The sequence below is a fragment of the Enterococcus massiliensis genome (genome assembly GCF_001050095.1).
GTDB classification, from domain to species: Bacteria; Bacillota; Bacilli; order Lactobacillales; family Enterococcaceae; genus Enterococcus_C; species Enterococcus_C songbeiensis.
Map to the genome: position 1 here is coordinate 852,254 of NZ_CVRN01000007.1, position 24,816 is coordinate 877,069.

At 40.2% G+C, this 24,816-nt stretch carries 26 protein-coding genes and 1 tRNA gene; 19 read left to right on the forward strand and 8 right to left on the reverse strand.

From position 1 onward, the window contains the following. Positions 1–85: 85 nt before the first annotated feature. Entirely contained in the window at positions 86–760 is a 675-nt protein-coding gene (locus tag BN1875_RS11390; protein WP_048605336.1) for a TetR family transcriptional regulator, read from the reverse strand. Between the two features lie 133 nt (positions 761–893). On the opposite strand from BN1875_RS11390, the gene BN1875_RS11395 reads away from it, so the two are divergent. Continuing rightward, positions 894–2,606, forward strand: coding sequence for an ABC transporter ATP-binding protein (locus BN1875_RS11395; protein ID WP_048604956.1), 1,713 nt, complete (start codon positions 894–896; stop codon positions 2,604–2,606). Positions 2,607–2,608: 2 nt separating this feature from the next. Beyond that, the gene (locus BN1875_RS11400; RefSeq protein ID WP_048604957.1) at positions 2,609–4,378 is read left to right on the forward strand and encodes an ABC transporter ATP-binding protein; all 1,770 of its coding nucleotides are present in this window, start codon (positions 2,609–2,611) and stop codon (positions 4,376–4,378) included. 47 nt (positions 4,379–4,425) lie between these two features. Here BN1875_RS11400 and BN1875_RS11405 read toward each other — a convergent pair whose 3' ends face one another. The 3 genes from BN1875_RS11405 to BN1875_RS11415 all read right to left on the reverse strand — a co-directional run bounded on the left by BN1875_RS11405 (position 4,426) and on the right by BN1875_RS11415 (position 6,802). Next, complete coding sequence (locus BN1875_RS11405; protein ID WP_048604958.1) at positions 4,426–5,367, reverse strand: AEC family transporter; 942 nt, start codon at positions 5,365–5,367, stop codon at positions 4,426–4,428. A gap of 121 nt (positions 5,368–5,488) precedes the next feature. Next, positions 5,489–6,415, reverse strand: coding sequence for a membrane protein insertase YidC (gene yidC / locus BN1875_RS11410; protein ID WP_048604959.1), 927 nt, complete (start codon positions 6,413–6,415; stop codon positions 5,489–5,491). A gap of 108 nt (positions 6,416–6,523) precedes the next feature. Beyond that, the gene (locus tag BN1875_RS11415; protein ID WP_048604960.1) at positions 6,524–6,802 is read right to left on the reverse strand and encodes an acylphosphatase; all 279 of its coding nucleotides are present in this window, start codon (positions 6,800–6,802) and stop codon (positions 6,524–6,526) included. Between the two features lie 109 nt (positions 6,803–6,911). On the opposite strand from BN1875_RS11415, the gene BN1875_RS11420 reads away from it, so the two are divergent. The 3 genes from BN1875_RS11420 (at position 6,912) to BN1875_RS11430 (ending at position 9,017) form a co-directional block, all read left to right on the forward strand. Then, positions 6,912–7,682, forward strand: a complete 771-nt coding sequence (locus BN1875_RS11420) for a TrmH family RNA methyltransferase (RefSeq protein WP_048604961.1) — start codon at positions 6,912–6,914, stop codon at positions 7,680–7,682. A gap of 114 nt (positions 7,683–7,796) precedes the next feature. Next, complete coding sequence (locus BN1875_RS11425) at positions 7,797–8,300, forward strand: HD domain-containing protein (protein WP_048604962.1); 504 nt, start codon at positions 7,797–7,799, stop codon at positions 8,298–8,300. Positions 8,301–8,390: 90 nt separating this feature from the next. Then, positions 8,391–9,017 (forward strand): YczE/YyaS/YitT family protein, encoded by a 627-nt coding sequence (locus BN1875_RS11430; protein ID WP_048604963.1) that lies wholly within the window; start codon positions 8,391–8,393, stop codon positions 9,015–9,017. A gap of 38 nt (positions 9,018–9,055) precedes the next feature. On the opposite strand, the gene BN1875_RS11435 is transcribed toward BN1875_RS11430, so the two are convergent. Beyond that, entirely contained in the window at positions 9,056–10,255 is a 1,200-nt protein-coding gene (locus tag BN1875_RS11435; protein WP_048604964.1) for a YdcF family protein, read from the reverse strand. A 121-nt stretch (positions 10,256–10,376) separates the two neighbouring features. On the opposite strand from BN1875_RS11435, the gene BN1875_RS11440 reads away from it, so the two are divergent. Next, entirely contained in the window at positions 10,377–10,880 is a 504-nt protein-coding gene (locus BN1875_RS11440) for a GyrI-like domain-containing protein (RefSeq protein ID WP_048604965.1), read from the forward strand. A 60-nt stretch (positions 10,881–10,940) separates the two neighbouring features. On the opposite strand, the gene BN1875_RS11445 is transcribed toward BN1875_RS11440, so the two are convergent. The 3 genes from BN1875_RS11445 to BN1875_RS11450 form a co-directional block, all read right to left on the reverse strand. Beyond that, positions 10,941–12,245, reverse strand: coding sequence for a serine hydrolase (locus tag BN1875_RS11445; RefSeq protein WP_048604966.1), 1,305 nt, complete (start codon positions 12,243–12,245; stop codon positions 10,941–10,943). A 205-nt stretch (positions 12,246–12,450) separates the two neighbouring features. Beyond that, positions 12,451–12,597, reverse strand: coding sequence for a hypothetical protein (locus tag BN1875_RS13745; protein ID WP_171000836.1), 147 nt, complete (start codon positions 12,595–12,597; stop codon positions 12,451–12,453). Positions 12,598–12,707: 110 nt separating this feature from the next. Next, positions 12,708–13,070 (reverse strand): DUF4828 domain-containing protein, encoded by a 363-nt coding sequence (locus tag BN1875_RS11450; protein ID WP_048604967.1) that lies wholly within the window; start codon positions 13,068–13,070, stop codon positions 12,708–12,710. A 130-nt stretch (positions 13,071–13,200) separates the two neighbouring features. On the opposite strand from BN1875_RS11450, the gene sfsA reads away from it, so the two are divergent. From sfsA to BN1875_RS11515, 13 genes are all read left to right on the forward strand, one after another. Beyond that, positions 13,201–13,926, forward strand: coding sequence for a DNA/RNA nuclease SfsA (sfsA, locus tag BN1875_RS11455; protein ID WP_048605337.1), 726 nt, complete (start codon positions 13,201–13,203; stop codon positions 13,924–13,926). Positions 13,927–13,941: 15 nt separating this feature from the next. Further along, the gene (locus tag BN1875_RS11460) at positions 13,942–14,946 is read left to right on the forward strand and encodes a Gfo/Idh/MocA family protein (RefSeq protein ID WP_048604968.1); all 1,005 of its coding nucleotides are present in this window, start codon (positions 13,942–13,944) and stop codon (positions 14,944–14,946) included. An 11-nt stretch (positions 14,947–14,957) separates the two neighbouring features. After that, on the forward strand, positions 14,958–16,229 hold the full coding sequence (locus BN1875_RS11465) for a DEAD/DEAH box helicase (protein ID WP_048604969.1): 1,272 nt from the start codon (positions 14,958–14,960) through the stop codon (positions 16,227–16,229). Positions 16,230–16,291: 62 nt separating this feature from the next. Then, positions 16,292–19,012 carry a sigma-54-dependent transcriptional regulator gene (locus BN1875_RS11470; RefSeq protein WP_048604970.1) on the forward strand — a complete coding sequence of 907 codons (2,721 nt, stop codon included), beginning with the start codon at positions 16,292–16,294 and terminating at the stop codon, positions 19,010–19,012. A gap of 128 nt (positions 19,013–19,140) precedes the next feature. After that, the gene (locus BN1875_RS11475) at positions 19,141–19,464 is read left to right on the forward strand and encodes a PTS sugar transporter subunit IIB (RefSeq protein WP_048604971.1); all 324 of its coding nucleotides are present in this window, start codon (positions 19,141–19,143) and stop codon (positions 19,462–19,464) included. A 36-nt stretch (positions 19,465–19,500) separates the two neighbouring features. Further along, entirely contained in the window at positions 19,501–19,821 is a 321-nt protein-coding gene (locus BN1875_RS11480) for a PTS lactose/cellobiose transporter subunit IIA (protein WP_048604972.1), read from the forward strand. Positions 19,822–19,953: 132 nt separating this feature from the next. Continuing rightward, complete coding sequence (locus BN1875_RS11485) at positions 19,954–21,369, forward strand: PTS sugar transporter subunit IIC (RefSeq protein WP_390622609.1); 1,416 nt, start codon at positions 19,954–19,956, stop codon at positions 21,367–21,369. 117 nt (positions 21,370–21,486) lie between these two features. Next, the gene (locus tag BN1875_RS11490; RefSeq protein ID WP_048604974.1) at positions 21,487–21,708 is read left to right on the forward strand and encodes a hypothetical protein; all 222 of its coding nucleotides are present in this window, start codon (positions 21,487–21,489) and stop codon (positions 21,706–21,708) included. 16 nt (positions 21,709–21,724) lie between these two features. Further along, positions 21,725–21,919, forward strand: a complete 195-nt coding sequence (locus BN1875_RS11495) for a DUF3188 domain-containing protein (RefSeq protein ID WP_371851521.1) — start codon at positions 21,725–21,727, stop codon at positions 21,917–21,919. After that, positions 21,916–22,329, forward strand: coding sequence for a DUF3284 domain-containing protein (locus BN1875_RS11500; protein ID WP_048604976.1), 414 nt, complete (start codon positions 21,916–21,918; stop codon positions 22,327–22,329). The genes BN1875_RS11495 and BN1875_RS11500 overlap by 4 nt, the downstream gene beginning before the upstream one ends. Positions 22,330–22,370: 41 nt before the next feature. After that, entirely contained in the window at positions 22,371–23,552 is a 1,182-nt protein-coding gene (locus BN1875_RS11505) for a GNAT family N-acetyltransferase (RefSeq protein WP_048604977.1), read from the forward strand. Between the two features lie 98 nt (positions 23,553–23,650). Beyond that, positions 23,651–23,724, forward strand: a tRNA-Arg gene (locus BN1875_RS11510). 149 nt (positions 23,725–23,873) lie between these two features. Beyond that, the gene (locus BN1875_RS11515; protein ID WP_048604978.1) at positions 23,874–24,803 is read left to right on the forward strand and encodes a DUF7916 family protein; all 930 of its coding nucleotides are present in this window, start codon (positions 23,874–23,876) and stop codon (positions 24,801–24,803) included. Positions 24,804–24,816: the final 13 nt, after the last annotated feature.

A 24,816-nucleotide genomic window follows, 5' to 3' on the forward strand; every position in this document is an offset into this window, starting at 1 on the left:
TTATTCAGTATAGCATCACCAAATGCAGAAAGCTGTTAGCACGGGTTTAGGCATTAACTTGTTTTTTGTAAAAAAAAGAAATCCGCTATTCAGATTTCTCCTTGTGTTTATTTTCTAAAAATTTGGTCAGTCCATCGAGATAGATCGCGACACCAGTCAAAAAATCTTGCTTAGGATTTTCTTTTTGGCGATTAGCAAGTACTGAGGCCATATCTCGTAACTGGTGTTCTTTGGTGAAATGATGCATAAACTGCACGTATTCCTGCATATCTTTTTGTCCTCGTAATACCTCTTGTTTCAAAAGAGCCTCTTGCTGCTGATCCATCAATTGACCAATCAACTGATGATGCAACGCATTGATTGTATTGTGGCTTTGCTTAATGGAAAAGCCAGCCTCTTTAAGCAGCGTCATCATTTGCTGAAGATGGAGAAGGCGACTGGGAAAAGCCGGAATCGTATGGATCTCCAATTCTGCGCCGCAGGGAAATTCAGTATACAAATCATAGTAGTTTGCCATAAAGGCAGCGATTTGTTGATTCCATGGCAAAGAAGAATCCGGCAAAACCAAGTGATCCTCCATGACTTCTGCCATCGCTTGCAGAAGGCTTTGTTTATTTTTGAAATACCAATAAAGAGCCGGTGCTTTGATGTCTAATTTTACTGCGAGGGTGCGCATAGAAAGACCGGCAATGGTCTGTTTTTCTGCTAAAAGATCAAAGGCAGCGTGAATGATTCGTTCTTTTGAAAGCTTCGGTTCCATAATTTTCATCCTTTTTTCTTTTTTTTTATTGCATTCTTCTTGCATAAAATTTTCAATCATGGTAAATTATTACCCGGTCTTATTTTACAGTGTTAAATAAAGACTGTCAATTTTATAAAGGGGGTTAGCGCCAATGGATTTAATTATGAAGCATGTGAAGAATTATAAAGCACCCGTCTTAATTTCACTGGTTTCTGTTGCAGTGATGGTCGTGGCATCTTTATGGCAGCCAAAATTGCTTCAGCAAGTATTGGAAGCAATCATGCTGGAAGACAACGACAAAATGAAGGAATTAGGAATTTATTTGATCGGATTAGCTGTTTTGGGGCTGATTGCCGGCGTATTTAATACTATATTTTCAGCAAAGGTCGCTCAAGGAGTCAGTGCAGATATTCGAGAGGAGACCTTCCGCAAAATCCAGACCTTTTCATTTGGAAATATTGAAGAGTTCTCCGCTGGAAATCTCGTGGTGCGTTTAACAAATGACGTAACTCAAATCCAGAATCTGATTATGATCGCATTGCAATCTTTATTTCGCATTCCGTTTTTATTTATCGGAAGCTTTATTTTAGCAATGTATACTTTGCCACAACTGTGGTGGATTATTGTTGTGCTGATCGTTGCTGTTTTGATTATCACCGCATTATCCTTCACACAAATGGGCAAGCATTTCATGATTATTCAAAATTTGATTGATAAAGTGAACAGTATTGCCAAAGAAAATCTCTTGGGCATTCGTGTAGTAAAATCATTTGTTCAAGAAAGAAATCAGTTGGCGGGCTTTTCGAAAGTCAGTGACAAACTGACGGAACACAATATCATTGTAGGAACATTATTTTCAGTAATGATCCCATCCTTTATGTTGGCAGCAAATTTAGCTGTTGTTGGTGCGATTTTCTTTGTCAGTGATTTGGCAAAAGATGACCCAACCATGATCGGCGGAATCGCTTCTTTCATGAATTATTTGATGCAGATTATGATGGCAATCATTATCGGTGGAATGATGATGATGATGACCTCAAGAGCCGCAGTTTCCTTGAAGCGGATCAAAGAAATTTTAGCCACCGAACCAGACATCACCTATCCGGATGTTCCTGAACAAGCACTAGACGGCAGTGTTTCTTTTGAACACGTTTCTTTCCGTTATCCCGGTGATGATGCAGATACATTGAAGGATCTTAGTTTCCAAATCAAGCCAGGTGAAATGATTGGAATCGTCGGTGCAACGGGTGCCGGGAAATCTACCTTGGCACAATTGATTCCTCGTTTGTTTGATCCAACGGAAGGAACGATTAAAATTGGAGGCATTGATTTGAAAAAAGTCAATGAACGCAGTTTACACCATACGGTTTCTTTCGTATTGCAAAAAGCGATCCTTTTTTCAGGGACGATTGCTCAAAACCTGCGTCAAGGAAAAAAAGATGCCACAGAACCGGACATGACTCGTGCTACACAAATCGCTCAAGCAAGAGAATTTATTGAAAAGCTGGCAGATCAATACGAAGCACCGGTTGCTGAACGCAGCAATAATTTTTCTGGCGGACAAAAACAACGGCTTTCAATTTCTCGTGGCGTAATCGGTGATCCTAAAATCTTGATTTTGGATGACTCTACTAGCGCGTTGGATGCACGATCTGAAAAATTGGTTCGTGAAGCCTTGGATCACGAGTTAGAAGATACCACCACGATTGTTATTGCTCAAAAGATTGCTTCAGTGGTGAAAGCAGATCGTATTTTGGTATTGGACAAAGGACAATTAGTCGGAGAAGGAACCCACGAGGAATTAGCCGCAACCAATCCGATTTACCAAGAAATTTTTGAAACACAAAAAGGAACGGAGGAGTAGCCATGACAGATTTAGTGAAAGCAAGTAAATTTTTCTACCATTATTTGAAACGGTACAAGCTCTCCTTTTTCTTTATTTTCGTGACGGTCATTATCGCAACCTATCTACAAGTAAAAGCGCCGCAATATATCGGAGATGCCTTCAATGAGTTGGCTGCTTATATCGGTGGGCTGATGCAGGGGGTTGATGACAAGAGCAAGTTTATTGCTGTGATTTGGAAGTTGTTGCTGTTTTACGTTTTAGCTAGTGCCGCGAGTTTTGTTTACAGTATCCTTTTCACTCAAGTGGTTGGGAAATCGACGAATCGGATGCGGATTGGTTTGTTCAATAAGCTGGAAAAATTAACGATTCGCTTTTTTGATTCGCATCAAGACGGAGAAATTTTGAGTCGGTTTACCAGTGATTTAGATAATATTCAAAACAGTTTGAACCAAGCGTTGCTGCAATTTTTGACAAATGGCGTGTTGTTGATCGGTATTTTGATCATGATGTTTCGACAAAATGTTGAACTGGCATGGGCAACGATTGCGTCTACACCAGTTGCCGTTTTGATTGCAGTTATCGTGATCCGTAAAGCACGTAAATATGTTGACCTGCAACAAGATGAAGTGGGAAAATTAAATGGTTATATGGATGAAAAAATCAGCGGTCAACGAATTATCATCACTAATGGTTTGCAAGAAGAAACAATTGCAGGTTTTGTCGAACACAATCAAAAAGTTCGAGCAGCTACTTATAAAGGACAAGTTTATTCCGGTTTATTGTTTCCTATGATGCAGGGAATGGCGTTGGTAAATACCGCCATCGTGATTTTCTTTGGCGGATGGCTGGCATTGAATGGTGACTTAGAACGCTCCGTTGCGTTAGGGCTTGTAGTGACCTTTGTTCAATATTCCCAACAATACTATCAACCGTTAATGCAGATTTCTTCCGGATATAGCATGATCCAATTAGCTGTTACTGGTGCACGCCGACTAAATGAAATGTTTGATGAGCCAGAAGAAGTCAAACCGGAAAATGGTGGGAAAGTTCAATCTGTAACAGAGTCCGTTGCTTTGAATCATGTCGATTTCGGCTATGATAGTGATCGTTTGATTTTAAAAGATGTCTCGATCAAAGTGAACAAAGGAGAAATGATTGCGTTGGTTGGACCAACGGGTTCAGGAAAAACGACCATTATGAATCTGTTAAATCGCTTCTATGATGTAAACAGTGGTTCAGTAACTTTTGATGGAACCGATATTCGGACGTTGGACTTGGAAAGTTTGCGAGAGCATGTCGGAATCGTTTTACAAGATTCAGTTCTTTTCTCAGGAACGATCAAAGAAAATATTGCTTTTGGTAAGCCGGAAGCAACCGATGAAGAAGTGATCGCAGCAGCCAAGCAAGCCAATATCCACGACTTTATCATGGACTTGGAGCAAGGGTACCAAACAGAAATCACTGAGGAAAATAATCTCTTTAGTACTGGTCAGAAACAGTTGATTAGTATTGCCCGGACAATCATTACCAATCCCGCCCTTTTGATTTTGGATGAAGCTACCAGTAATGTTGACACGGTAACAGAAGCCAAGATTCAAAAGGCAATGGACGAAGCAATCAAAGGAAGGACCAGCTTTGTGATCGCCCATCGCTTAAAAACAATTCTAAATGCCGACCGTATTGTTGTTTTGCGGGATGGTGAGGTGATTGAAGAAGGCAATCATCATGAATTGCTACAACAAAAAGGATTTTATGCAGAGCTATACCACAATCAATTTGTTTTTGAATAAAGAAAAGCAGGACGATTTTCCCGTCCTGCTTTTTTGGCTTTTTTGCGTCATAAAATCAATTTCAATAAGATCGGAATGTACAACATATAGATCAACACAGAATATCCGAGACTGGAAGCGGCAAACTCTTCGTCTCCGTGATAGGCACGTGTGAGGATCGTGACAGAGTTTTGGACCGGCATGGAGGATTGGATGATAAACACAGCCAACATCAATGGCGGTACGTGGATGAACTGTCCTAGCAGCCAAACAATCAAAGGGGAGAAAAAGAAACGCCCCAGCAAAACGCCGATAACATCGCGATTGATCTTTAAATTTTTTAATCCGCTGAAATACACGATGATTCCGATGACGAACATGGATAAAGGGGTAGTCAAATCTGCCAGATAACCGCCAAAAGTAGCAATAAATTCCGGTACTGGAAAACTTGCCATCATCCAGCCGATTCCGATTAAAAATCCTAATAAAGCTGGAGAAAAAACTTTTTTCAAAACCACCAGTGGGTGAAAGGACACTTTTGCTTGGTGGATTTCAGGATTGTCTTGAGCGATTTCGTAGACACCGATTGTCCAAAAAATCGTTGTGTTAACGATATAATACAATAGAACAAAAGGCACTGCTTCCTCACCAAAAATTGCTAAGTTGATTGGCAGACCGATAAAAATCGTGTTGGAACAAGTAAACATCGTCGTAAATGTTCCGCCGCGCCCCTCTTTTGTCGGCCAGATTTTTCGATAAAGCTGGCTTAAAAAGAAGGTCATAAACATTGAAAGGATGGGAATAATCATTCCGCTAAATAAGTTCAGAAATTCTTCTTTAGAAAAATTAGCGGTAATAGTCAAAAACATGTTGAAGGGCAGTGCTAAATTTAAAACCAGTTTAGAAAAAACATCTGCACTACGGTTGGAAAACCATTGTTTAAAAGAAAGCCAATAACCTAAAAACATTAAAGCAAAGATAGCAAAAATATTCAAATACGCATGGAGCACCTAGAATCACCTCTTAAAATAACTATAGGGGAAGTTATAGGAAGAAACAAGACCTTCAGAAAATTTTGTACAGAGAAAAAACCACGCCGCAACTGGAAGCCGGCGTGGAAAAAATAATTATTTATTTGGGTTTCCGTTGTTGCTTGTTGGCATTGCGCCCTTGTACATTACGATTTTTTTCAATTTTTTTAGGCGTCTCAACAGGAGTGACATCCTTTTTAGGAGGAGTAACTACCGTTTTAGGAGGATTTGCTTTCATTTCTTCTGCGATTTGCTCTCTGATTCTTGGTTTCATGATGACATTCGTGATGTAGGTTTGGATACAGCTGAAGACCCCACCGACTACCCAGTAAAGAGTCACTCCGGCTGGTGCGCTGAAGGACATAAACACGATCATCAATGGAGAGACAATCAGCATGGTACGCATGGTTTTCTTTTGTTCCTCAGGAATTCCGATTTGGGAAATGTATCCTTGAATCAAATAAGAGATTCCGGCGATAGCCACAAGAACGATACTTGCTTCACCCAAATTGATACCATAGAAAACAGATTCACGAATTCCTTCCGTATAACGGGCTGTATAATACAAAGCAGAGAAAATCGGCATTTGGATCAAGAGGGGCAGACAACCGATTCCACCGGTCATGCTGACGCCGTTTTCTTTATAAACAGCCTGCATTTCCATTTGGGCTGCCATTTGTTCTTCCCGGGTCGTTGCTTCTTTTAATTTTTTCTGTGCAGCAGTGACTTGTGGTTTGATAAATTGCATTTTTTCCGATTGGATCATTGTCTGTTTGGATTGATGGATACCAAGAGGCAGAATGATCACTCGAACGATGATCGTAACGATAATGATCGCCCAACCATAGGACCAGTTAAAATTATTGACCAGATATTGAATAAAGTTTCCAAGCGGTTCTACCAAAATACGATAGACCATGCCTGACTTATCCGGATTTCCATCTTTATCGAGACTGACACAGCCAGAAAGCGTGAGCAGTAGTGCGAGCAAGCCGGACCCAACCAGCCAGTTTTTCATTTTTGTCATGTACTTCTTCCTCTTCATAAATAAATTTACACAAAAGTAACTATACTAAAAAAAGGAAGTGATTTCAATGTAGTTCATAAAAAATTCAAGAAGTCCTGCTTAAATACGTCAGCGATATTTGACGGCAAATTTGTTTCTTTCTTTAATTAATGGGTCTTCTGTAATGTCAACGTAGGTCACGCGACCGACTGGGGAAGGGGAATCTTTGATTTCTCGAATAAATTCCTCCATCGTTTCTTCTTCTCCAACCGCTTCAATGCCAACAGAACCGTCTGCCTCATTCCAAACAGCACCGGTGATTCCTAAACGATCTGCTAAAATTTTTGTCGTGTAGCGAAAGCCCACCCCTTGGACAGTGCCTTGCACATTCATTCGAAGTTTGCGCATCTTGTGCTCATCCTTTCTCATTTCGTTATCTTAATGATAGCGTTTTTTAATTTTTTCAACAAGTAGAGTGTTCCTGAAAGGCATGGTATAATGAAGCGAGGTGAAGAACGTGAAAGAGATCCATTCTACAAAAAATGAAACGATTAAGCAGTTGAAAAAACTGCATCAAAAAAAATATCGGGATCAGCAGAAGCGTTATTTGATTGAAGGATTTCATTTAGTTGAGGAAGCGGCCAAGCAACAATCGATTGAAATGATTTTTGTTGACGACCGGGGAAAACAGGAATGGCAAACTTGGTTGGATGAGCAAAGCGCTGTAGAGGAGTACTATGTTTCCGAGGAGGTTTTGGCTGCTTTATCTGATTTGCCTACGCCTCAGGGGATCATTGCTGTGGTTAAAAAAATAGAACCGACTGCTGTCGACTTTTCTGGTGCCTGGCTATTGTTGGACAATGTCCAAGATCCTGGAAACGTTGGTACGATGATTCGTACTGCCGATGCTGCCGGATTTTCTGGGGTCATTTTGGGAAAAGGAACTGCCGATATTTACAGTACAAAGGTTTTGCGGAGTATGCAGGGAAGTAATTTTCATTTGCCGATTTTACAGGCAGAGCTCAGTGAAAGTATCCAACAGTTTCAAAAACAAGGAGGTAAAGTTTTTGGAACGGAATTAAACAAGGATGCCGTTGATTATCGCAAGGCTGTTCCAACAAAAAATTGTGCGTTGATTCTTGGTAATGAAGGGCAGGGCGTAGCGGCAGAATTTCTGCAGATGACGGATCAAAATCTGTATATTCCAATTTATGGACAAGCAGAATCCTTGAATGTTGGCGTAGCTGCTGGAATTTTGATGTATCGATTTGCGGAAGCCGTTGTTTAAGAACTGTTAAAATTTACGTAAACGGCTTCAAAAAAGATAGAATATCTATAAACAGGGTGTTATACTCGTTTCACGTAGTAAAAAAGTATCTTTCAAAGGTGGCTAGTGTAACGCATGACAGAAAAATGGCAAGCTGATGCAGAATATATGTCTTATGTTCAGGATTTATTAGAAACTGAAGAAGTGAAAAAATTAGCCAAGTTTACACAACATATGAATTCGACACGTTTGGAGCACTCAATCAGTGTTTCCTATAATAGTTTTAAATTAGCAAAAAAATGGGGCGGCGATGCGCGGGCAACGGCTCGAGCTGGATTATTGCATGACCTGTTTTACTATGATTGGCGCACAACAAAATTTGATGAAGGCTCCCATGCCTACATGCATCCTCGGATCGCAGTCAAAAATGCCGAAAAAATCACAGAATTATCTGATTTAGAACGAGATATCATTCTTAAGCATATGTGGGGAGCAACAATCGCTCCACCTCGTTACAAAGAAAGTTATATCGTTACGATGGTAGACAAATATTGCGCAATCAAGGAAGCTTCAGAGCCGTTTACCCAAAATGTTTTGACAAAATGGCATCGTTGGTTTCCAAAAAAACAATCTGTATAGTAGTGACGGAACGGATCGCAACGCCGATTTGTTCCGCCCTTTTTTTGCCTTGTGACTGAAAAAGGGATAAAAAATGAAAATGAGGAAGCTATGAAAAATTTAACCATACATAATCGTTTGAGCACCAGAATATTATTGACTATCGTCGGCACATTTTTAGTGGCACTTGGCATTCGGCTGATCGTTTTGAGCCAGTTGGGAGCAGATGCACTCAGCACGTTTATTCTTGGAGTAATCCATCATTTGCCGGTTCAATTTGGAACAGTCAGTTTACTTATCAATAGCCTAATTTTAGTCATCGTTTTTTTTCGTAACAAAGAATTGATTGGTTTAGCCAGCTTAATCAATAGTTTTGGTATCGGCTTGTTTCTTAACCTTTTTGATTGGCTGGGAAAGGCGCAGCATTTACCGGAAGGAACTCATTATTTAGCGGTTATCGCCGGACCTATTCTTTTTGCGCTTGGCACAGCCCTTTATTTATTGACTAATATGGGATCAGGCGCCTATGAATGTTTGATGATGGTGGTAAAGAATCAATTTCATCTCTCGGTTCGAACTGCCCGAATTTTGTTGGATGGCTTTTTCATGATCGTCGGCTTCTTATTAGGAGGGACAATCGGCATCGGCACTTTATTGGTTTTATTTTTACTTGGACCTACGCTGGAATTCTTTTTGCAACAGTTACCAAAAAGAGTTTCATTTTTCAAATTTGATTAAAAAAGGCGCCGATCCGAGGATCAGCGCCTTTTTATCTATCAACGAACAAAAAATGACAACAACATGATGAAAAGAAAGAACAGTGCAATTCCACCAGCAATAAGCAGATGACGTTTTTTATTCAGCATGATGATGGCAATATATTCTCGTAAAAAAGCGTTTGGCAAATAGTAAAAAGCAGTTGGTGCACCGATACCGTCAGCTTTTAGATTTGCCCAACGAGCATAGATACCCGCCCGAAAAATATGGTAATTATTTGAAGAAAAAAGTGCTTTGCTTCCGCCGGTTTGTTGCTGGATAATCTCTTTAGAAAATGTCATGTTTTCTAAAGTCGTGGTGGAATTGGTTTCTACTAAAATTTGTTGTTCCGGGATTCCTTGTGATAGTGCGTAATTTTTCATAGCGATTGCTTCCGGGACCTTTTCATCTGCTCCTTGACCGCCAGACATGATCAGGCGCAATTCTTTGCCAGTTGCCCGCAACTGTAAACGGTAAAATTCGATGGCTTTATCAATACGTTGCGCCAATAAAGGAGAAACTCGCTGGCCATCAATCAATCCGGCACCCAAAACGATGATATAATCTTGATCGTAACGAGGATGATTAAATTGGTAGATCACTGAAATTGTCAAGAAATTATAAAATACGATAAAAAAGTAGGTTCCGGCAACTGGTAGATAAGCGAGAAGAATGGCTAACCAATTCGGTAGGGTTTGCACCACGAACCAATTGAAAAGCAAGACGATTGTTAATCCAATTGCCAGCAATAATGTCAACAAATTTGCTAGAGAGTGAGACTCTTTTTTTAATACTACAATGGCATTCCAATACAAAAAAATCAGTAGTCCGTAGATTCCAAAAATACCAATCAATAAGGCAGTAACCAAAATAACCGCCAATAATCCCCCCACCAACAGATTCTGAGTTTGAAGAATATTGAATACTAAATAAAAGCCGAAAGAAAGCAGAAAGATGTTGAACAGCCAACCATTCAGCAATCTGCGTTTTTCTTTAAAATAGGAGAAAAGAAAAATCCCCAGAAAAGTGAGCGGCAGCAAAATATAGAAAGTGCCCGTCTGCAATTCGATAATTGCTAAATAAACAAATAAGCTGATAAAAGACCAGAGACTGCAAAAAAAGAGAGTATCCGGATCATCTTTGCGTTTGCGCCAAAGAACCGTCAGCCAATTTCCGATACTAAAGACAAGGATATAGCTAATTTCTTGTATAAAATTCATTTTTTCAACTCCTAACAAGTGATAGTATAACGAAAAACACAAAAAAATGCTCAAAATAGCGAATATTTGTCGAAAAAAATAATTTTCCGGTACAATGGAGGAAAGACGAGGAGGAAAACGCATGACGATTGGTGAAGTAAGGCGTGTCAATTTACCGGCATTTACGGTAATTGGCAAAGAAGGAAAAGGGCTTGCGCAAGATGGTTCATCATGGGTACCGCCTTTATGGGAAATTGTAAACGAAAAAATCATTGAAGTGGCAGAAGAGATGGCAACAGAACCGGCAAGCATTCATTTATGGGGCTTGATGAGTGATGAAGAAGTCTGGTTAGCCCCTTGGAATGAAGTAGGCAGGTACTTAGCTGGAATTGCCGTTCCCGCAGCGACACCGGTACCGGAAGGTTGGCAGAAATGGGAAATGCCAGCGATGAGTTATCTCGTTGTCAAAACCAACAGTGAAAATCTTGCCAGTATGACCGAAGAAATGTTGGCGGTGATTTTACCTAAAGAGCAGGCGATTTTGTCAGCGGCAATTCAAGAAAATTACCTACCGGAGTTTGAAGATGGGGAAGTTGAGTTATATTTTCCTGTTGCATATTCACAGCAAACCGAAGAAAGAAAATAAACAATAATCCCGAAGAATCATAAGATTCTTCGGGATTATTGTTTATTAATGATACTTAGTTTAAAAAAGATTTGAGAAAAATGTTGCGATTTTTCGACCAGTCAATACGAAGAAATTCGCTTTTTCGACCTTGCTGTTAACGATGATGTCAGTTGTTGGCAACTGCGCATCATCTAAATACCCAAGCGTATCTTGAGTTAATTGAAGGGTTGCCGTTCCAATCGTTTGATCTTTGGCAACAGGAGCTGTGATCGTTTCTTTATCTACCAATTTTTTATCAAAGGTGGGCTGAATCGTGGTTTGTGTTTGATCCATATCTTTGCGCACCCACGCTTTTACCGAATCTTTCAAAATTATTGGTGCTTTCAACTCTTTGCCATCTGTCACTGCAATCGTTTTTTGATCAGGAATGGTTGCATCAGCAGTTGAAACCTCTTCTAACGACCAGTTTTCAAAAGAATAGTCCATCAATTTTCCCGTTTCAATGAAACGAACGCTGGGATTTTCCTCATGACCAGCAACGTTTAACACAACAGTAATAACTCGTCGGCCATCTTTTTCCATTGTACCCACGAAACAAGCACCCGCTAGTTCTGTTGTTCCGGTTTTCAATCCGTCAACACCCTCTTTGGCATTGATGAAACCCGGTAGCATCCAATTCCAATTGACCATTTCAACAGGAGATTGGGTATTTTCACCAAACATTTTGGTGGTCGTTTTTGATACTTCCAAGAAATCGGGAAAATCAATCAATAAGTGGCGGGCAACGATAGCAACATCTTTGGCAGAAAGTGTGTTTTCTGCATCTGCACTTGAACCCGGATAAAGATGCTCTCCTAAGTAGCTATTGTTCAATCCCGAAGCATTGACGAGGACTGCATCCGTGATGCCCCAACTTTTTAGTTTTTCTTTCATTAAATCAACAAATTTTGATTCACTGCCGGAAATTTTTTCAGCAAGAGCTACCATTGATGCATTTGCTGATTGAATAACCGCAGAATCGAACAACTCTTTGACAGTGTATTGATTTTCTTTATGTAACGGAACATTGGACAAATCTGGGGTAACACTTAATTCTTCTGCATAATCAGAAATTTCCACCGTATCATCCCAAGCCAATTTACCTTCTTTGACTTGTTCTTCAACTAAATACAGTCCGATGATTTTGGTGATTGAAGCAATGCCCAACGGTGTGTCAGCATTTTGATTATACAAAATTTTGCCGGTTTCATAATCCACTGAGATGGCTGCTTTAGCATCTACTTGAAAATCTGATTCAGCAGCATTTGCGCGTATAGGTGTGATACTTACCAACAGGATCAAACTGAATACGAGGGCAAAGAGGGTACGAATTTTTTTTGACATGAATAGTCTCCTTTGTTAATACAATCTAAGTCAAAAGTTTAGCAAAGTATATCCTTAGTTTCAATATCAGAAGGCAAGAAAACCGCTGATTTAAGAAAAATGATGAAAATCACTGTTTTTTCGCCGTGAATCTGGCGCTAATTGACAAATTTTCCGCAAAAAAAAGACGAAGCCAAAACTTCGTCAGTGATAACATAAAGTACAATTAGCGATGGTGTTGATCTTTTATCCGTACGGGAACTTTTTCCATCCGTTGATCTTCTTCTACGTATTTGTAAACGGCAACTAACGAAATGGCTAATAAGGCCATCAAACTAAAGATCGTTAAAAGCGTAGCTAATGGAGCAAACATATGCATGACCTTCTTTCTATCAAAATTTTATCTAATTGTGCTGAAATTCTTCTTCCTACTTTAGTATAACAAGTTTTTCCTGTTCCTACTAATAAATTAGCTTTGTTATCCTAACTTTTTTTGTTAATGGGAGTGAGGGAGAATGTTTTATCTTCGGTTTCGTCATAAAAGGTCAACTGATTGTTTTTTTCTTCAAAAATAATATGGTAGCCTAATTTATCCAATAAAACCAATCGAGAAGGAGTCAATTCGACTAAAGTCGTTGGTTCCAACTGATCTTGAAAAAGGAGCTGATACTTGTCCGTCACTGTTACAGCTATCGGATTTCCGGTACGTCCCTTTTTGTATTGCCATTCTCCTATGAACCGGCGATAATTTTCAGAATGGACGGACTGCTTTTTTCGCAACAAGATAGAACCCGCCAATCCTGTGAGCAAAGATGCTCCGATCACCAACGGAAAATGTTTTTTCATTCGCTTCACATCCCTTCTTCAAAGTACAGACGTAGTATAACATGAAAAAAGTCGAAAAGACTCAGACTTAAGTTTGAATTTTTAGAAACTTAACTTTGTGTGTGATAGGATACAGATGGTAGGTGAAAAAATGGAATACAAAGATGTCATTTTAGCAGCATTTATTGAGCGAGTAAATCGTTTTATTGCTCATTGTCGCTTGGAAACTGGCGAACTTGTGGTGGTTCATGTAAAAAATACCGGACGGGGAAAAGAAGTGTTGCTGCCGGGAGCAGTAGTCGCTTTGCAACACTGTCCAGCCCCCACCAGAAAAACCAGCTATGATCTGATTGCAGTCAAAAAGAAAAATGCATGGTTCAACATCGACAGTCAATTGCCTAATCGTTTGGCATACGAAGGGATATTGGATGGAAAAATTATTTTACCCGGACTGGCAGGTGAGGTCACTCTTTTAAAACGGGAAGTCCGTTTTGAAAACTCCAAATTTGATTTGGCACTGGAAACCACTCTTGGAGAAAAAGTGTTTATTGAAGTAAAGGGAATGACCTTGGAAAACCTGCGAATCGGGGCTTTTCCTGATGCTCCAACTCTGCGAGGGAAAAAACATGTACATGAACTGGCAGATGCAATAAAGGAAGGCTACCGAAGCTACGTCTTGTTTATTATTCAATTTGAAGAAGTTCAGCTTGCAACGATCCATACAGCCATGCAAGAAGAGCTGCGAAATGAGTTTTTACAGGCTATGGCAGACGGCGTGCAAGTTTTAGCGTATAATTGTATCGTAGAACCAAATACTGTGACGGTGAAAGAGGCGATTCCTTTTGAATTGGATTATCCTTTCATCGATCCAAATTAAAAGAGGGGGAGAAAGATGATTCATTTAGGCGTTATTGGTACAGGATGGATTACTCATCAATTTGTTGAGGCAGCTCATGCTACGAAAAGCTATCAGCTGGTTGCTGTTTATTCACGGAGACTGTCATCTGCACAAGAATTTGGTGCAAGGTATGGCGAGGTAGAGTATGCAACGGATTTAACAACATTTTTTGGATTGGCTCATATGGATACTGTCTATATTGCTTCACCAAACGGTCTGCATTTTGAACAGGCCAAGCAGGCAATTTTGGCAGGAAAAAATATAATTGTTGAGAAGCCGGCATTTTCCACACCGGCAGAAATGGACGAGATCATTGAACTGGCAAATCAGCAACGGGTCTTTTTCTTTGAAGCCGCTCGTAACATCCACGAAGAAAGCTATAAAAAAATTGCTGAATTTTTACCAGTAAAAGATCATATCATTGGAGCAAACTTTACCTATATGAAATACTCCTCCCGTTACGATGCCGTTTTAGACGGACAGGAACCGAACATTTTTTCTCCACGTTTTTCCGGTGGGTCCATCATGGATCTGGGAATTTATCCGCTGTATGCTGCAATGGGCTGGTTTGGAATGCCTGAATCCATGCATTATTTTGCTCGGAAAATTGCCACCGAAGTAGACGGAATCGGCACGATTATTTTGCGGTACGATTTATTTGATGTAACTATTCAACAAGGGAAAATTGCCGACTCTTATTTGCCCTCTGAAATTTATCTAGATAATGGTACCTTGGTAATGAGTGGCATCAATGCTTTTGACGCAGCAGAGTTTCATGATCGCAACCAAAAGGAAATCGTAAAACTGGATCTGACAGCTAAGGAAAATCCTATGGTTGAAGAGGCAGCCGACTTTGCAAAAGTAATCCAACACCCAGAAGATAAAATGCAAGGTGCACTTTACCAAGAATGGGTCGAGTTGTCCCGCAATGTTAATAAAGTTATTTATCATATGCGTCAAGAGGCAGGAATCGAATTTGCCGCTGACAAAAAAGAGTAGGAAGTTAGTGAATGAATAGAGAAGAATTACCAGAAGCTTGGCAAAAAAGATGGACTGATCAAGCCTTTCAAGAACCGACAAAAATCCAGCAACAAGTTTTTGCTCCATTAAAGAACCACGAAACCATCGTCGGAATTTCTCCCACCGGTTCGGGGAAAACGCTCGCCTATTTATTGCCGCTTTTACTAAACGTTGAAAAAGACAATGGCAACCAACTATTAATTCTGACCTCCTCTCAAGAATTGGCTGTACAGGTTACAGATGTTGCCAATATTTGGGCAAAGGATATCGATTTACGGGTTCAATCTTTGATTGGCGGAGCAAATGTCAAACGGCAAATCGAAAAGTTGAAGGAAAAGCCGGAAGTTTTGATTGGCACACCTGGCAGAGTCATTGAATTGATGAAGGCACGAAAACTAAAAAGTCATTTGTTGCGGGCGGTTGTTTTGGATGAAGCAGATCAAATGCTGCAAAAAGGCAGTACAGAATTAGTGACCGAAATCGTTAAACAACTGCAAAAAGAAACACAACTGGCTTTCTTTTCAGCAACAGCGGATGCAGCTATCGCTGAAATTGCGACGCTGATTGATCAAGTACCAACAGTAATCGATGTGACTAAAGAAGATGACAGTAAAGGCGTAATCCACCATTACTTCTTGCGTTATCCCGGAAGAAAACGTGTGGATGCACTGCGTCGTTTGGCTTACCTCGATTCCTTTCGGGGATTGATTTTTTTCAATCAACTGACAGAGATGGGCAACGCTGAAGAAAAATTGTTGTATCACGGGGTGCCAGTGGCTTCTCTTGCTTCTGATCAATCCAAACAAAGCCGCAAATTAGCATTGGGCTCCTTTCGAGAAGGAAAAATCGTTGAATTATTGACAACAGATCTTGCTGCTAGAGGATTGGATATTACGGATTTGCCTTTTGTGATCAATGCCGAAGTACCTCTAACAAAAGAAAGCTATCTCCATCGTGCCGGGCGAGTAGGGCGTATGGGGAAAACGGGAACGGTAATCACTATCCTTCAAGACAATCAAATGCGAGATCTGCAACGATTGGCTAAGGAGTTGGGCCTTACCATAGAAGAAATTTTTCTTCACGGGGGTGCGTTACAAACAACCCCACCGATTAGTCAAACAGAAAAACCAAAGAAAGCACCAACGGTTTTTGCCAAAAAATTAGAGATTCACGAAAAAATAGCGACGACACAAGAAAAACGTAAGAAATCGCTTCATAAAAAACGAAAATCACAAAAAGACAAAGGAAAAAGGCGCAAATGAGCGCCTTTTTGTGTTACCATTAAAGGGAAAAAATGCTTTTTATTCGATCGAAGGAGATACTTATGAATTCTCGAAAAGAAGAAATTTTGCATACTTTAGAAATGCACAAACAAGGAACGACGGCGCTGCAGATTGCAGAACTGCTGAACATTGATCGCACAAACGCTAGCCGTTATTTGAATGAACTGGCTAAAGAAGGCAAAATCAGCAAACATTCCGGTCGACCTGTGGTTTACGAAATAAATGAAGTAGAAGAACAAGTCCATGTGGATACCTCCTCAGAAGTGACTTTTGATAATTTAGTGGGAAAAAATGGTTCATTGAAAATGACAATCCAGCAAGCAAAGGCGGCGATTTTGTATCCCCCTCGTGGACTCCACACGATTATTTTTGGTGAAACGGGTACCGGGAAATCCCTTTTTGCTGAATGTATGTATCATTTTGCGGTAAAATCACACGTGGTAAAACGAGATGCTCCTTTTGTTTCTTTTAACTGTGCAGATTATGCTCAAAATCCGCAGCTTTTATTTGGGCATATTTTTGGTATAAAAAAAGGGGCTTACACCGGGGCGGCTGAAGATGCGCCGGGGTTGCTGGAAAAAGCAGACGGCGGAATTTTATTCCTGGATGAAATCCACCGTTTGCCACCAGAAGGACAGGAAATGCTGTTCACCTTTATTGATAAGGGAACCTATCGACCTTTAGGCGAAAGTGCCAAAACTTATGAAGCTTCAGTCCAAATCATTGGTGCTACGACAGAATCCTCAGAATCTTTCTTGACAACCTTCAATCGACGAATCCCAATGTCGATCACGTTGCCCAGTTTAGCCGGACGCTCATTGGATGAACGCTATGAAATTATTACCTTATTTATCAAACAAGAAGCCAATCGTTTGAATCAGCGAATCGAAGTGGAAAAAGAAGCAATCATTGCCTTCATGCTTTATGATGCAGAAGGCAACATTGGTCAAGTCAAACGTGATTTAAAACTAGTTTGTGCCAAAGCCTTTCTTCATTATCGAACTCATAATGAAAAAAGTCTGTTAATTCATAAACAGGATTGTTCTTTGCAAGTCCAAAAGGGTTTGCTAAAAATGCGAGACATTTCGGATCGGTTGGATAGTTTCTTGGAGGGAAAAGGAAATTATCTAAGTTTTGAACCTGGGGAAGCTGAAGTTGTTTGGTCTCAAGATCCCGAACGAAACATGCAGGTCTACAATGACATTGAAGAGAAAGTTACTTCTCTAAGTGAAACCGGAGTTGCCAGTGTTGACTTGGAAAAATTGATTTCTCGAGATGTGGACGCTTATTTTGAGACTTACGTGGAGGAATTGACCCAAAATACTGTACACAAAGAACTATTGCCGGAGAAAATCTGGTTGATGACCAATCACTTGTATGATATTGCAGAAGAAAAATTGGAGCGGACTTACAATGAAAAAGCTCGTTTTGCTTTTGCCCTGCATTTACAAAGTACGATTGAACGGTTGAAGGAAGGACATACTATTGTCCATCCTGATTTAAATACCATTCGTAAAAATCTTAAAAGAGAATTTCAAATCGCTTTGGATCTTTCCAGTATTATTGAAGAAGAATGGGATATTGAGATTCCCTTTGATGAAATCGGTTTTATCAGTATGTTTCTTTCAATCCAAGTCGGCAATAGCGAAAAAACGCCAGAAAATCTGGTGGAAATTATCGTCTTGATGCACGGCAATGCAACGGCCTCCAGTATGTTGAACACGGCTCAGGAGCTATTAGGTATGACTAACGGAATTGCGATGAACATGCACTTGGATACCGAGGTTCAAGCGATGTATGAACAACTATTGACTCATGTGCGACAAAACAAAGGCCGCTTATCAAACGGCGTGTTGCTATTGACCGATATGGGCTCGCTGAATTCTTTTGCCAATCTGGTGTTTGAAGAAACCGGGGTTCGTACTAAGGCGATTTCGATGACCAGTACAATGATTGTGATTGAAGCTTTGCGGATGGCAGCAAATGGTCGAAGCTTGGAAGATATCTATCAAAACATTCAGTTGTCATTTGAAAATATCATTCGTGAACAATTCAAAGAAAAACACGACCGAAAAGAAGTAAAAAAAGCGGTTGTCGTTACGTGCTTTACTGGAGAAGGGGTAGCTGCAAAGCTTTATCAACGAATTGTTCCGGTAATCGACCAGTCAAAAGTGGATATTATTCAAATGCAATTTATTGAACGGGAAGCCTTCATCAAGCATATTGATTCTTTAATGGAGGAATATGAAATCAAGGCAATTGCCGGAACCGTTGAAGTAGATTATCAAAACATTCCTTTCTTTTCTGCTTACGAAGTGTTTGATGACGAACGACTCAATGTGTTGAAACGCATCGTCAGTGAAGAAATTCCGGTGGAGAAAATCGTTCAGACCTTAAAGGATACCTTGATTCATGTTCCTTCGCTTACCCAATTGATTCGTTTGCTGCAACGTATCGTTCATCAAATTCAAGGTCAGCTTCATTTGGTAGTAGAACCCAGTGTTGATGCGGGTCTGATTATGCATTTGGCGTTTCTGATTGAAGGCTTGATCAAAGGCGAAAGGACACGGGTGTTTCAGAACCTTTCTGAGTTCCAGAAAAAGTATCGACTTGAAAATGATTCGATTCGTACCAATTTGATGTCGTTGGAAAAAGAATACCAAATTAATATTCCTGAGGATGAAGTTGCCTTTATTACACAGATGTTTTTAGAAAATAAGATAAAAAGCGATTACAAAATTACACACAAATTTAGTGTGTAAGATAAATTTAGACTAGTGTGCAAATAAAAGAAAGAGTAAAACGCTATCATCATCAGCTTTTACTCTTTCTTAATTTTTGGCATGCTTTTTGCATTATAGTTAAGTGTAAAGAAAGAGAGGTGAAAAAAATGGCAAAGAAAACGATTATGTTAGTTTGTTCTGCAGGAATGAGTACCAGTTTATTGGTTACCAAAATGCAAAAAGCTGCGGAAGCAAAAGGAATGGATGCCGATATTTTTGCGGTAGCTGCTTCTGATGCAGATAACAATCTAGAAGCGAAAAACGTGGATGTCTTATTGTTAGGTCCTCAAGTTCGTTTTATGAAAGCACAATTCGAGCAAAAACTTGCACCAAAAGGAATTCCTTTTGACGTTATCAATATGTCTGATTATGGCATGATGAATGGTGAAAAGGTACTTGCGCAAGCAGAAAAACTGATGGACGAAAAATAGTTCATACCGGATAAAAAGAATTTGGAGGACAGTTAAGTGGAGGAACAACAAAATTTAGAAGCAATTATGGGTTTAATCATGTATGGAGGAAATGCGAAAAGTGATGCAATGGAAGCGATTCAAGCTGCAAAAAAAGGCGACTTTGAACTAGCTGATCAAAAAATCGTTGATGCAGAAGCTTCTCTAGTTGAAGCACACCATTCACAAACCAACATGCTGACACAAGAAGCACAAGGAAATCATATTACGGTGACACTGTTGACTGTTCACAGTCAAGACCACTTAATGACCGCAATTGCTTTTACGGATCTTGCAAAAGAAATTATTGATTTATATCGCCGTTTAGACGAAAAATAAATCACTCTTAATCAAAATTTTCTTTGAACGGATAGTTTTGAACAGCTCTTTGAAAAAAGGTATGAAGAAGTTCCTTTCTTTATATAAATAGAACTTATAGGAGGAAATGAAATGAACGGATTAACAAGTTGGATGGAGAAACACATCCTTCCAGTAGCCGCTAAAATTGGTGCCCAAAAGCACTTAGTCGCGCTACGTGATGCATTTATTGGGACAATGCCAGCAACAATGGCCGGCTCGATCGCCGTAATGATCAATGCAATTATTCGTGATTTACCACCACAATTTTGGCCAAGTTATGATGGTAACACAATTCCAGTGATTCGCGAAATCATCGGCGTCAATGGATTTGTTTGGAATGGTACTTTAGCAATCGCCGGTTTGGTGTTTGCCTTCTCATGGGGTTATAATTTGGCACGTGCTTATGGCGTCAATGATTTAGCCGGTGGGATCGTAGGTTTGGCAACCTTGGTTCAAGGGATTGCCTTCTCTTATACAAACACATTGGCAACAACTGTTTCTCCAGAATTGGTTGATTCTATCAACGCGGGTTCTGCTGATACAGGCTGGTCTGCAACAGCAGAAGGATTAACAGCAACTGGTTGGGGTTGGCTGAACCTGAACCACTTAAATGCAAATGCTTACTTCACTGTTATGATCATGGGAGCTATTTCAGTAATTATTTTCTGTAAATTAATGTTGGCTGATATCACAATCAAAATGCCTGATTCTGTACCACCAGCAGTATCCAAAGCCTTTGCAGCAATCGTTCCTGCAACATTGGCATTGTATGTTGTTGCAATCATCAACTTTGTCGTTGGTAAATTAACAGATGGTCAATTGATCATCGACTTGGTACAAAAATATATCGCTGAACCATTCTTGGGGCTTTCTCAAGGTATCGGAGCTGTATTGATCGTTACCGTATTCGTTCAACTTTTCTGGTTCTTCGGTATTCATGGACCTAACGTTTTGGCACCCGTTTTAGAAGGTATTTGGGGCCAAGCACAATTAGTAAATATTGACGTTTTCCAAAAAGGATACAATGGTAAAACTGGTACGGCCGGAGTTTTAGAAGCAATCGAAGACGGCAAGGCGTACATGTGGGTACGTGGGTCCTTTGATGCTTTTGCATGGTTTGGTGGATCTGGTGGTACGATCACATTGCTGATCGCTATCTTGCTCTTCTCAAAACGTGCAGACTACTTGACAGTTGCTAAACTGTCAATTGGACCTGGCTTGTTCAACATCAATGAACCAGTTATGTTTGGTTTACCAATCGTATTGAATGCAATCATGTTTATTCCATTCTTGGTTGCACCAGTTGTCGCAACAACAATCGGTTGGTTAGCAACATACTTTGGTTTAGTTGCACCGGTTTCACAACAAGTAACCTGGGTTGTTCCGCCACTACTTCTTTCATTCTTGGCAACAGGGGCAGACTGGAGAGCACCGATCGTTACATTGGTATGTATGATCGTTACCTTCTTCATCTGGGCACCATTCGTTATCTCTGCAAACAAGATCGATGTAGCTGCTGGAGAATAATCAACGGTTTATCCGAAGAACTGCTGTCGCTTCCAACGAGGTGGGAGCAGTTCTTTCTTTTACTTGAAAAATAGATAGGTTTTGTGGGAGAATAGATTTATATAGGAGGAATGCACAATGATTAGTATCGCAAGCGCAATGCAACAAGACGCAATCAAAGAACTTTTGGAAGGTTACAATGAGGATGGACTTTCTTTTACTTTTAAGGAAAAACAAGGAATTAAGATGTTTTTTGAAACAACCGGAGAAGATCAAGAAGCAGCGGCTAAAAAAGCCAAAGAATTGATCAAAGCACAGCCTTGGGGCACAGTACTTTATTTCCAATCAGTAGCAGTTTAATTAAGAGATAGGATGATTGAAGATGGAAAGAAATGGTTTGTTTTTATGCAGTATCGGTTTTTTGATTATCTTATTCAGCATGAAGCCGGGCAATATGCAGCTAGATGTTCTTAGTTTAGCAACAGGCGTGGCTTTAGTCGCCCTGGGAGCGTATATTTTTTTCAAAGGGAAGAAAAAATCAGAAGGACAAAACGGGGGTAAACAAGGATGAAAGTCGTTAAAACATTAAATATCCCTGCCAGTTTCTTTTATGATAAGGTGATGGATTCGGTTCTGTTTGATGTCAGAAAAGCAACCGGTAAAAGCTTGACGAGAAAACAACTAAAAGATTTTGAATATGTGAAAGAATTTTCTCAGTCCAGTCGTGCAAAAATCAAGATTGAAGAAGTCGTTGAAAATCAATCCTATCAATTTAAAACATCTACGACACGAAATGAATTTGTTGCTCGTTATCAAGTAGATCAATTAGATGATAAATCCTGTAAAGTGGAATATACAGAGACGATGGAATCTTTTGGCATTCTTCAGCGGTTAAACGATATGCTGCTGGGAACAATCTTGATGTTCTTTAAACGGCGCCAATTCAAAAAAATGCTGGAAATGATTGAAGAATCATATTAAAAAGGGGTCGGTCGACGCCTTTTTTATTTGGAGGACAGAGTATGACAGATGTAAAAGAAATGGGCACCCTTTATACAAAAGAGATGCTGGCTTTAGTTGCATATGCATTTCAATGGGAGCTTTCAGAACGAAATCTCAAGCGCTTTGATATGCTGACGAAAAATTCCTGGAATTATGGTTCCTTTGATGATCGTGGTGCTTTAGCAAGTCAAGTAATGGCAACACCTTTCACGGTTGACTTTTTTGGACAGCAGTATAAGATGGCGGGTATCGGCTTTGTGGCTTCTTATCCTGAATACCGCAGTCAAGGACGGATTGATCGAATCATGAAGCAACTCTTGCAAGACTGCAACGATCGCGGTGTGGTTTTATCCTATCTGGCACCATTTTCCTATCCATTTTATCGTCGATATGGGTACGAATTGACATTCGAGCGAATTGCCTATGAAGTACCTGCGGCTCAATGGCCAGATAGCAAAAAAGTATCTGGGCATGTGGAGCGGGTTTCCTGGGAGGATGCAAAAGAAGCGATTAAAGAAGTGTATCAACAAATTCCCAAGCATCATCGTGGAGGCGTTCTTCGCGCCGATTGGTGGTTGACCTTCAAATTTCCATTACGAAAAGATTTTACCTATGCTCTTTATAAAAATACTCAAAATGAAGTGGAAGGCTATCTTATCTATCAAGTGGAGGGCGGAAAATTTGTCGCCTATGAATGGTCTTACCTGACTGGGGAAGCCTATCGGGGATTAAACCGATTGATTGCCTCTCATAACGGCTCAGTGCAGACGATTTTTTATGAAGAAGGATTTGGCGGCGACAACCAACAATTTTTAGCCAATGCACCGATTGAGAAAGTCAGTGTTCGTCCTGAAATGATGGCACGAGTTGTAAATGTCGCTGACTTTTTGGTGGATTATCCATTTTTAAAAAATCTAACAACAGATTTTGCTATTGAAATTCAAGGGGATACCTATGCACCTTGGAACGATGGAATATATGAAGTGAGTCTTGAGAAGCGACAAACGACAGTCACCAAAACGGCGACGACTTCCTTGCCACGAATAACAACATCGATTCAGCACTTCACCCAATTATTTATGGGATACCAATCTGCGGAGAGGTTGGCGTTTCATGGACTGATTTCTGGAGATGCGCAGGCACTGTCTGCTGTTCAAGAGATTTTGCCTTCGCAAAAACCGATTTTAGAGGATTATTTTTAAGCACTTATCTTCATTTTGTAAAAGATGACAAATGAAACACACAAAAAGTTGAAAGTAGCTTGCATAGAAGAAAAGATAAGGCTAAAATGAAGTGACTTGTCCTTGTAGCTCAGTAGGATAGAGCAGTCGCCTCCTAAGCGACAGGTCGCTGGTTCAATTCCAGTCAAGGACGTTGCCCCTTCAGAAAGCCTTGTTTTTTCAAGGCTTTCTTTTTTGTGGAGGTGTCTTCTTTAGTACCAGTATCAACTTGGTAATGCACGATTTTTTAGCATAGAAATGACTAGAAATCAAATAAATTTAATGAGTAGAGGAGAAAAAATCATGGTAAAACGCCTAATCAGCGCAAATTATAGCGAAGTGGCATTAATGGATGCTCAGGAATTAAAACAATCGATCAAGGCAAGTGAAGGTCGAGTACTTTTGGCGGAGAATGTGGTTGTTTCACAACCGCAAGCAGATGATATCACTAACGCCGAAGTAGCGGCAGCATTTGGTGCAGACTTGCTTTTATTGAATGCTTTTGACTGTTTTCATCCGTATATTGCCGGGATGCCAGGGCAGGGAGAAGAAGCCCTACAACCGGATGGAACGATTGTAAATCCGATTCCTCGTTTGAAGGAATTGATTGGTCGACCAGTGGGAATCAATCTTGAACCAATCGCCGATACAACGGATATGCTGAGTGAAAAAATCTCAATCAGCCAAGGTCGAGCAGCATCAAAAGAAACAATTCAAAAAGCAGAAGAATTGGGGCTTGATTTTATTTGCTTCACTGGAAATCCGGGAACTGGTGTGACCAATGCGGAGATTGCTAAGGCAGTAAAAATTGCGAAAGCAAACTTTTCCGGTTTAGTTATTGCTGGTAAGATGCACAGTGCTGGTGCAGATGAACCAGTGGTCTCCAAAGAAGCGATTGAGGCTTATGCCGAAGCCGGGGCAGATATCTTACTTTTACCTTCTGTTGGTACAATCCAAGGCTTTTTAGAACAAGACCTTGTGGAAGCGGTTCGTTTTGCGAAAGCGCGTAATCTGTTAACGATGACTGCAATCGGAACCAGTCAGGAAAGCGCACGTCCGGAAACGTTACGACAAATGGCGATCATCAATAAAACCTGCGGGGTGGATATTCAACATATCGGTGATGCTGGGTATGGTGGCATGGCACCCACTGAAAATATTTTTGAAATGTCGGTAGCTATTCGGGGGATGCGTCATACGATCAATCGAGTTGCCCGTTCAATCAATCGATAGAAAAAAGAATCGT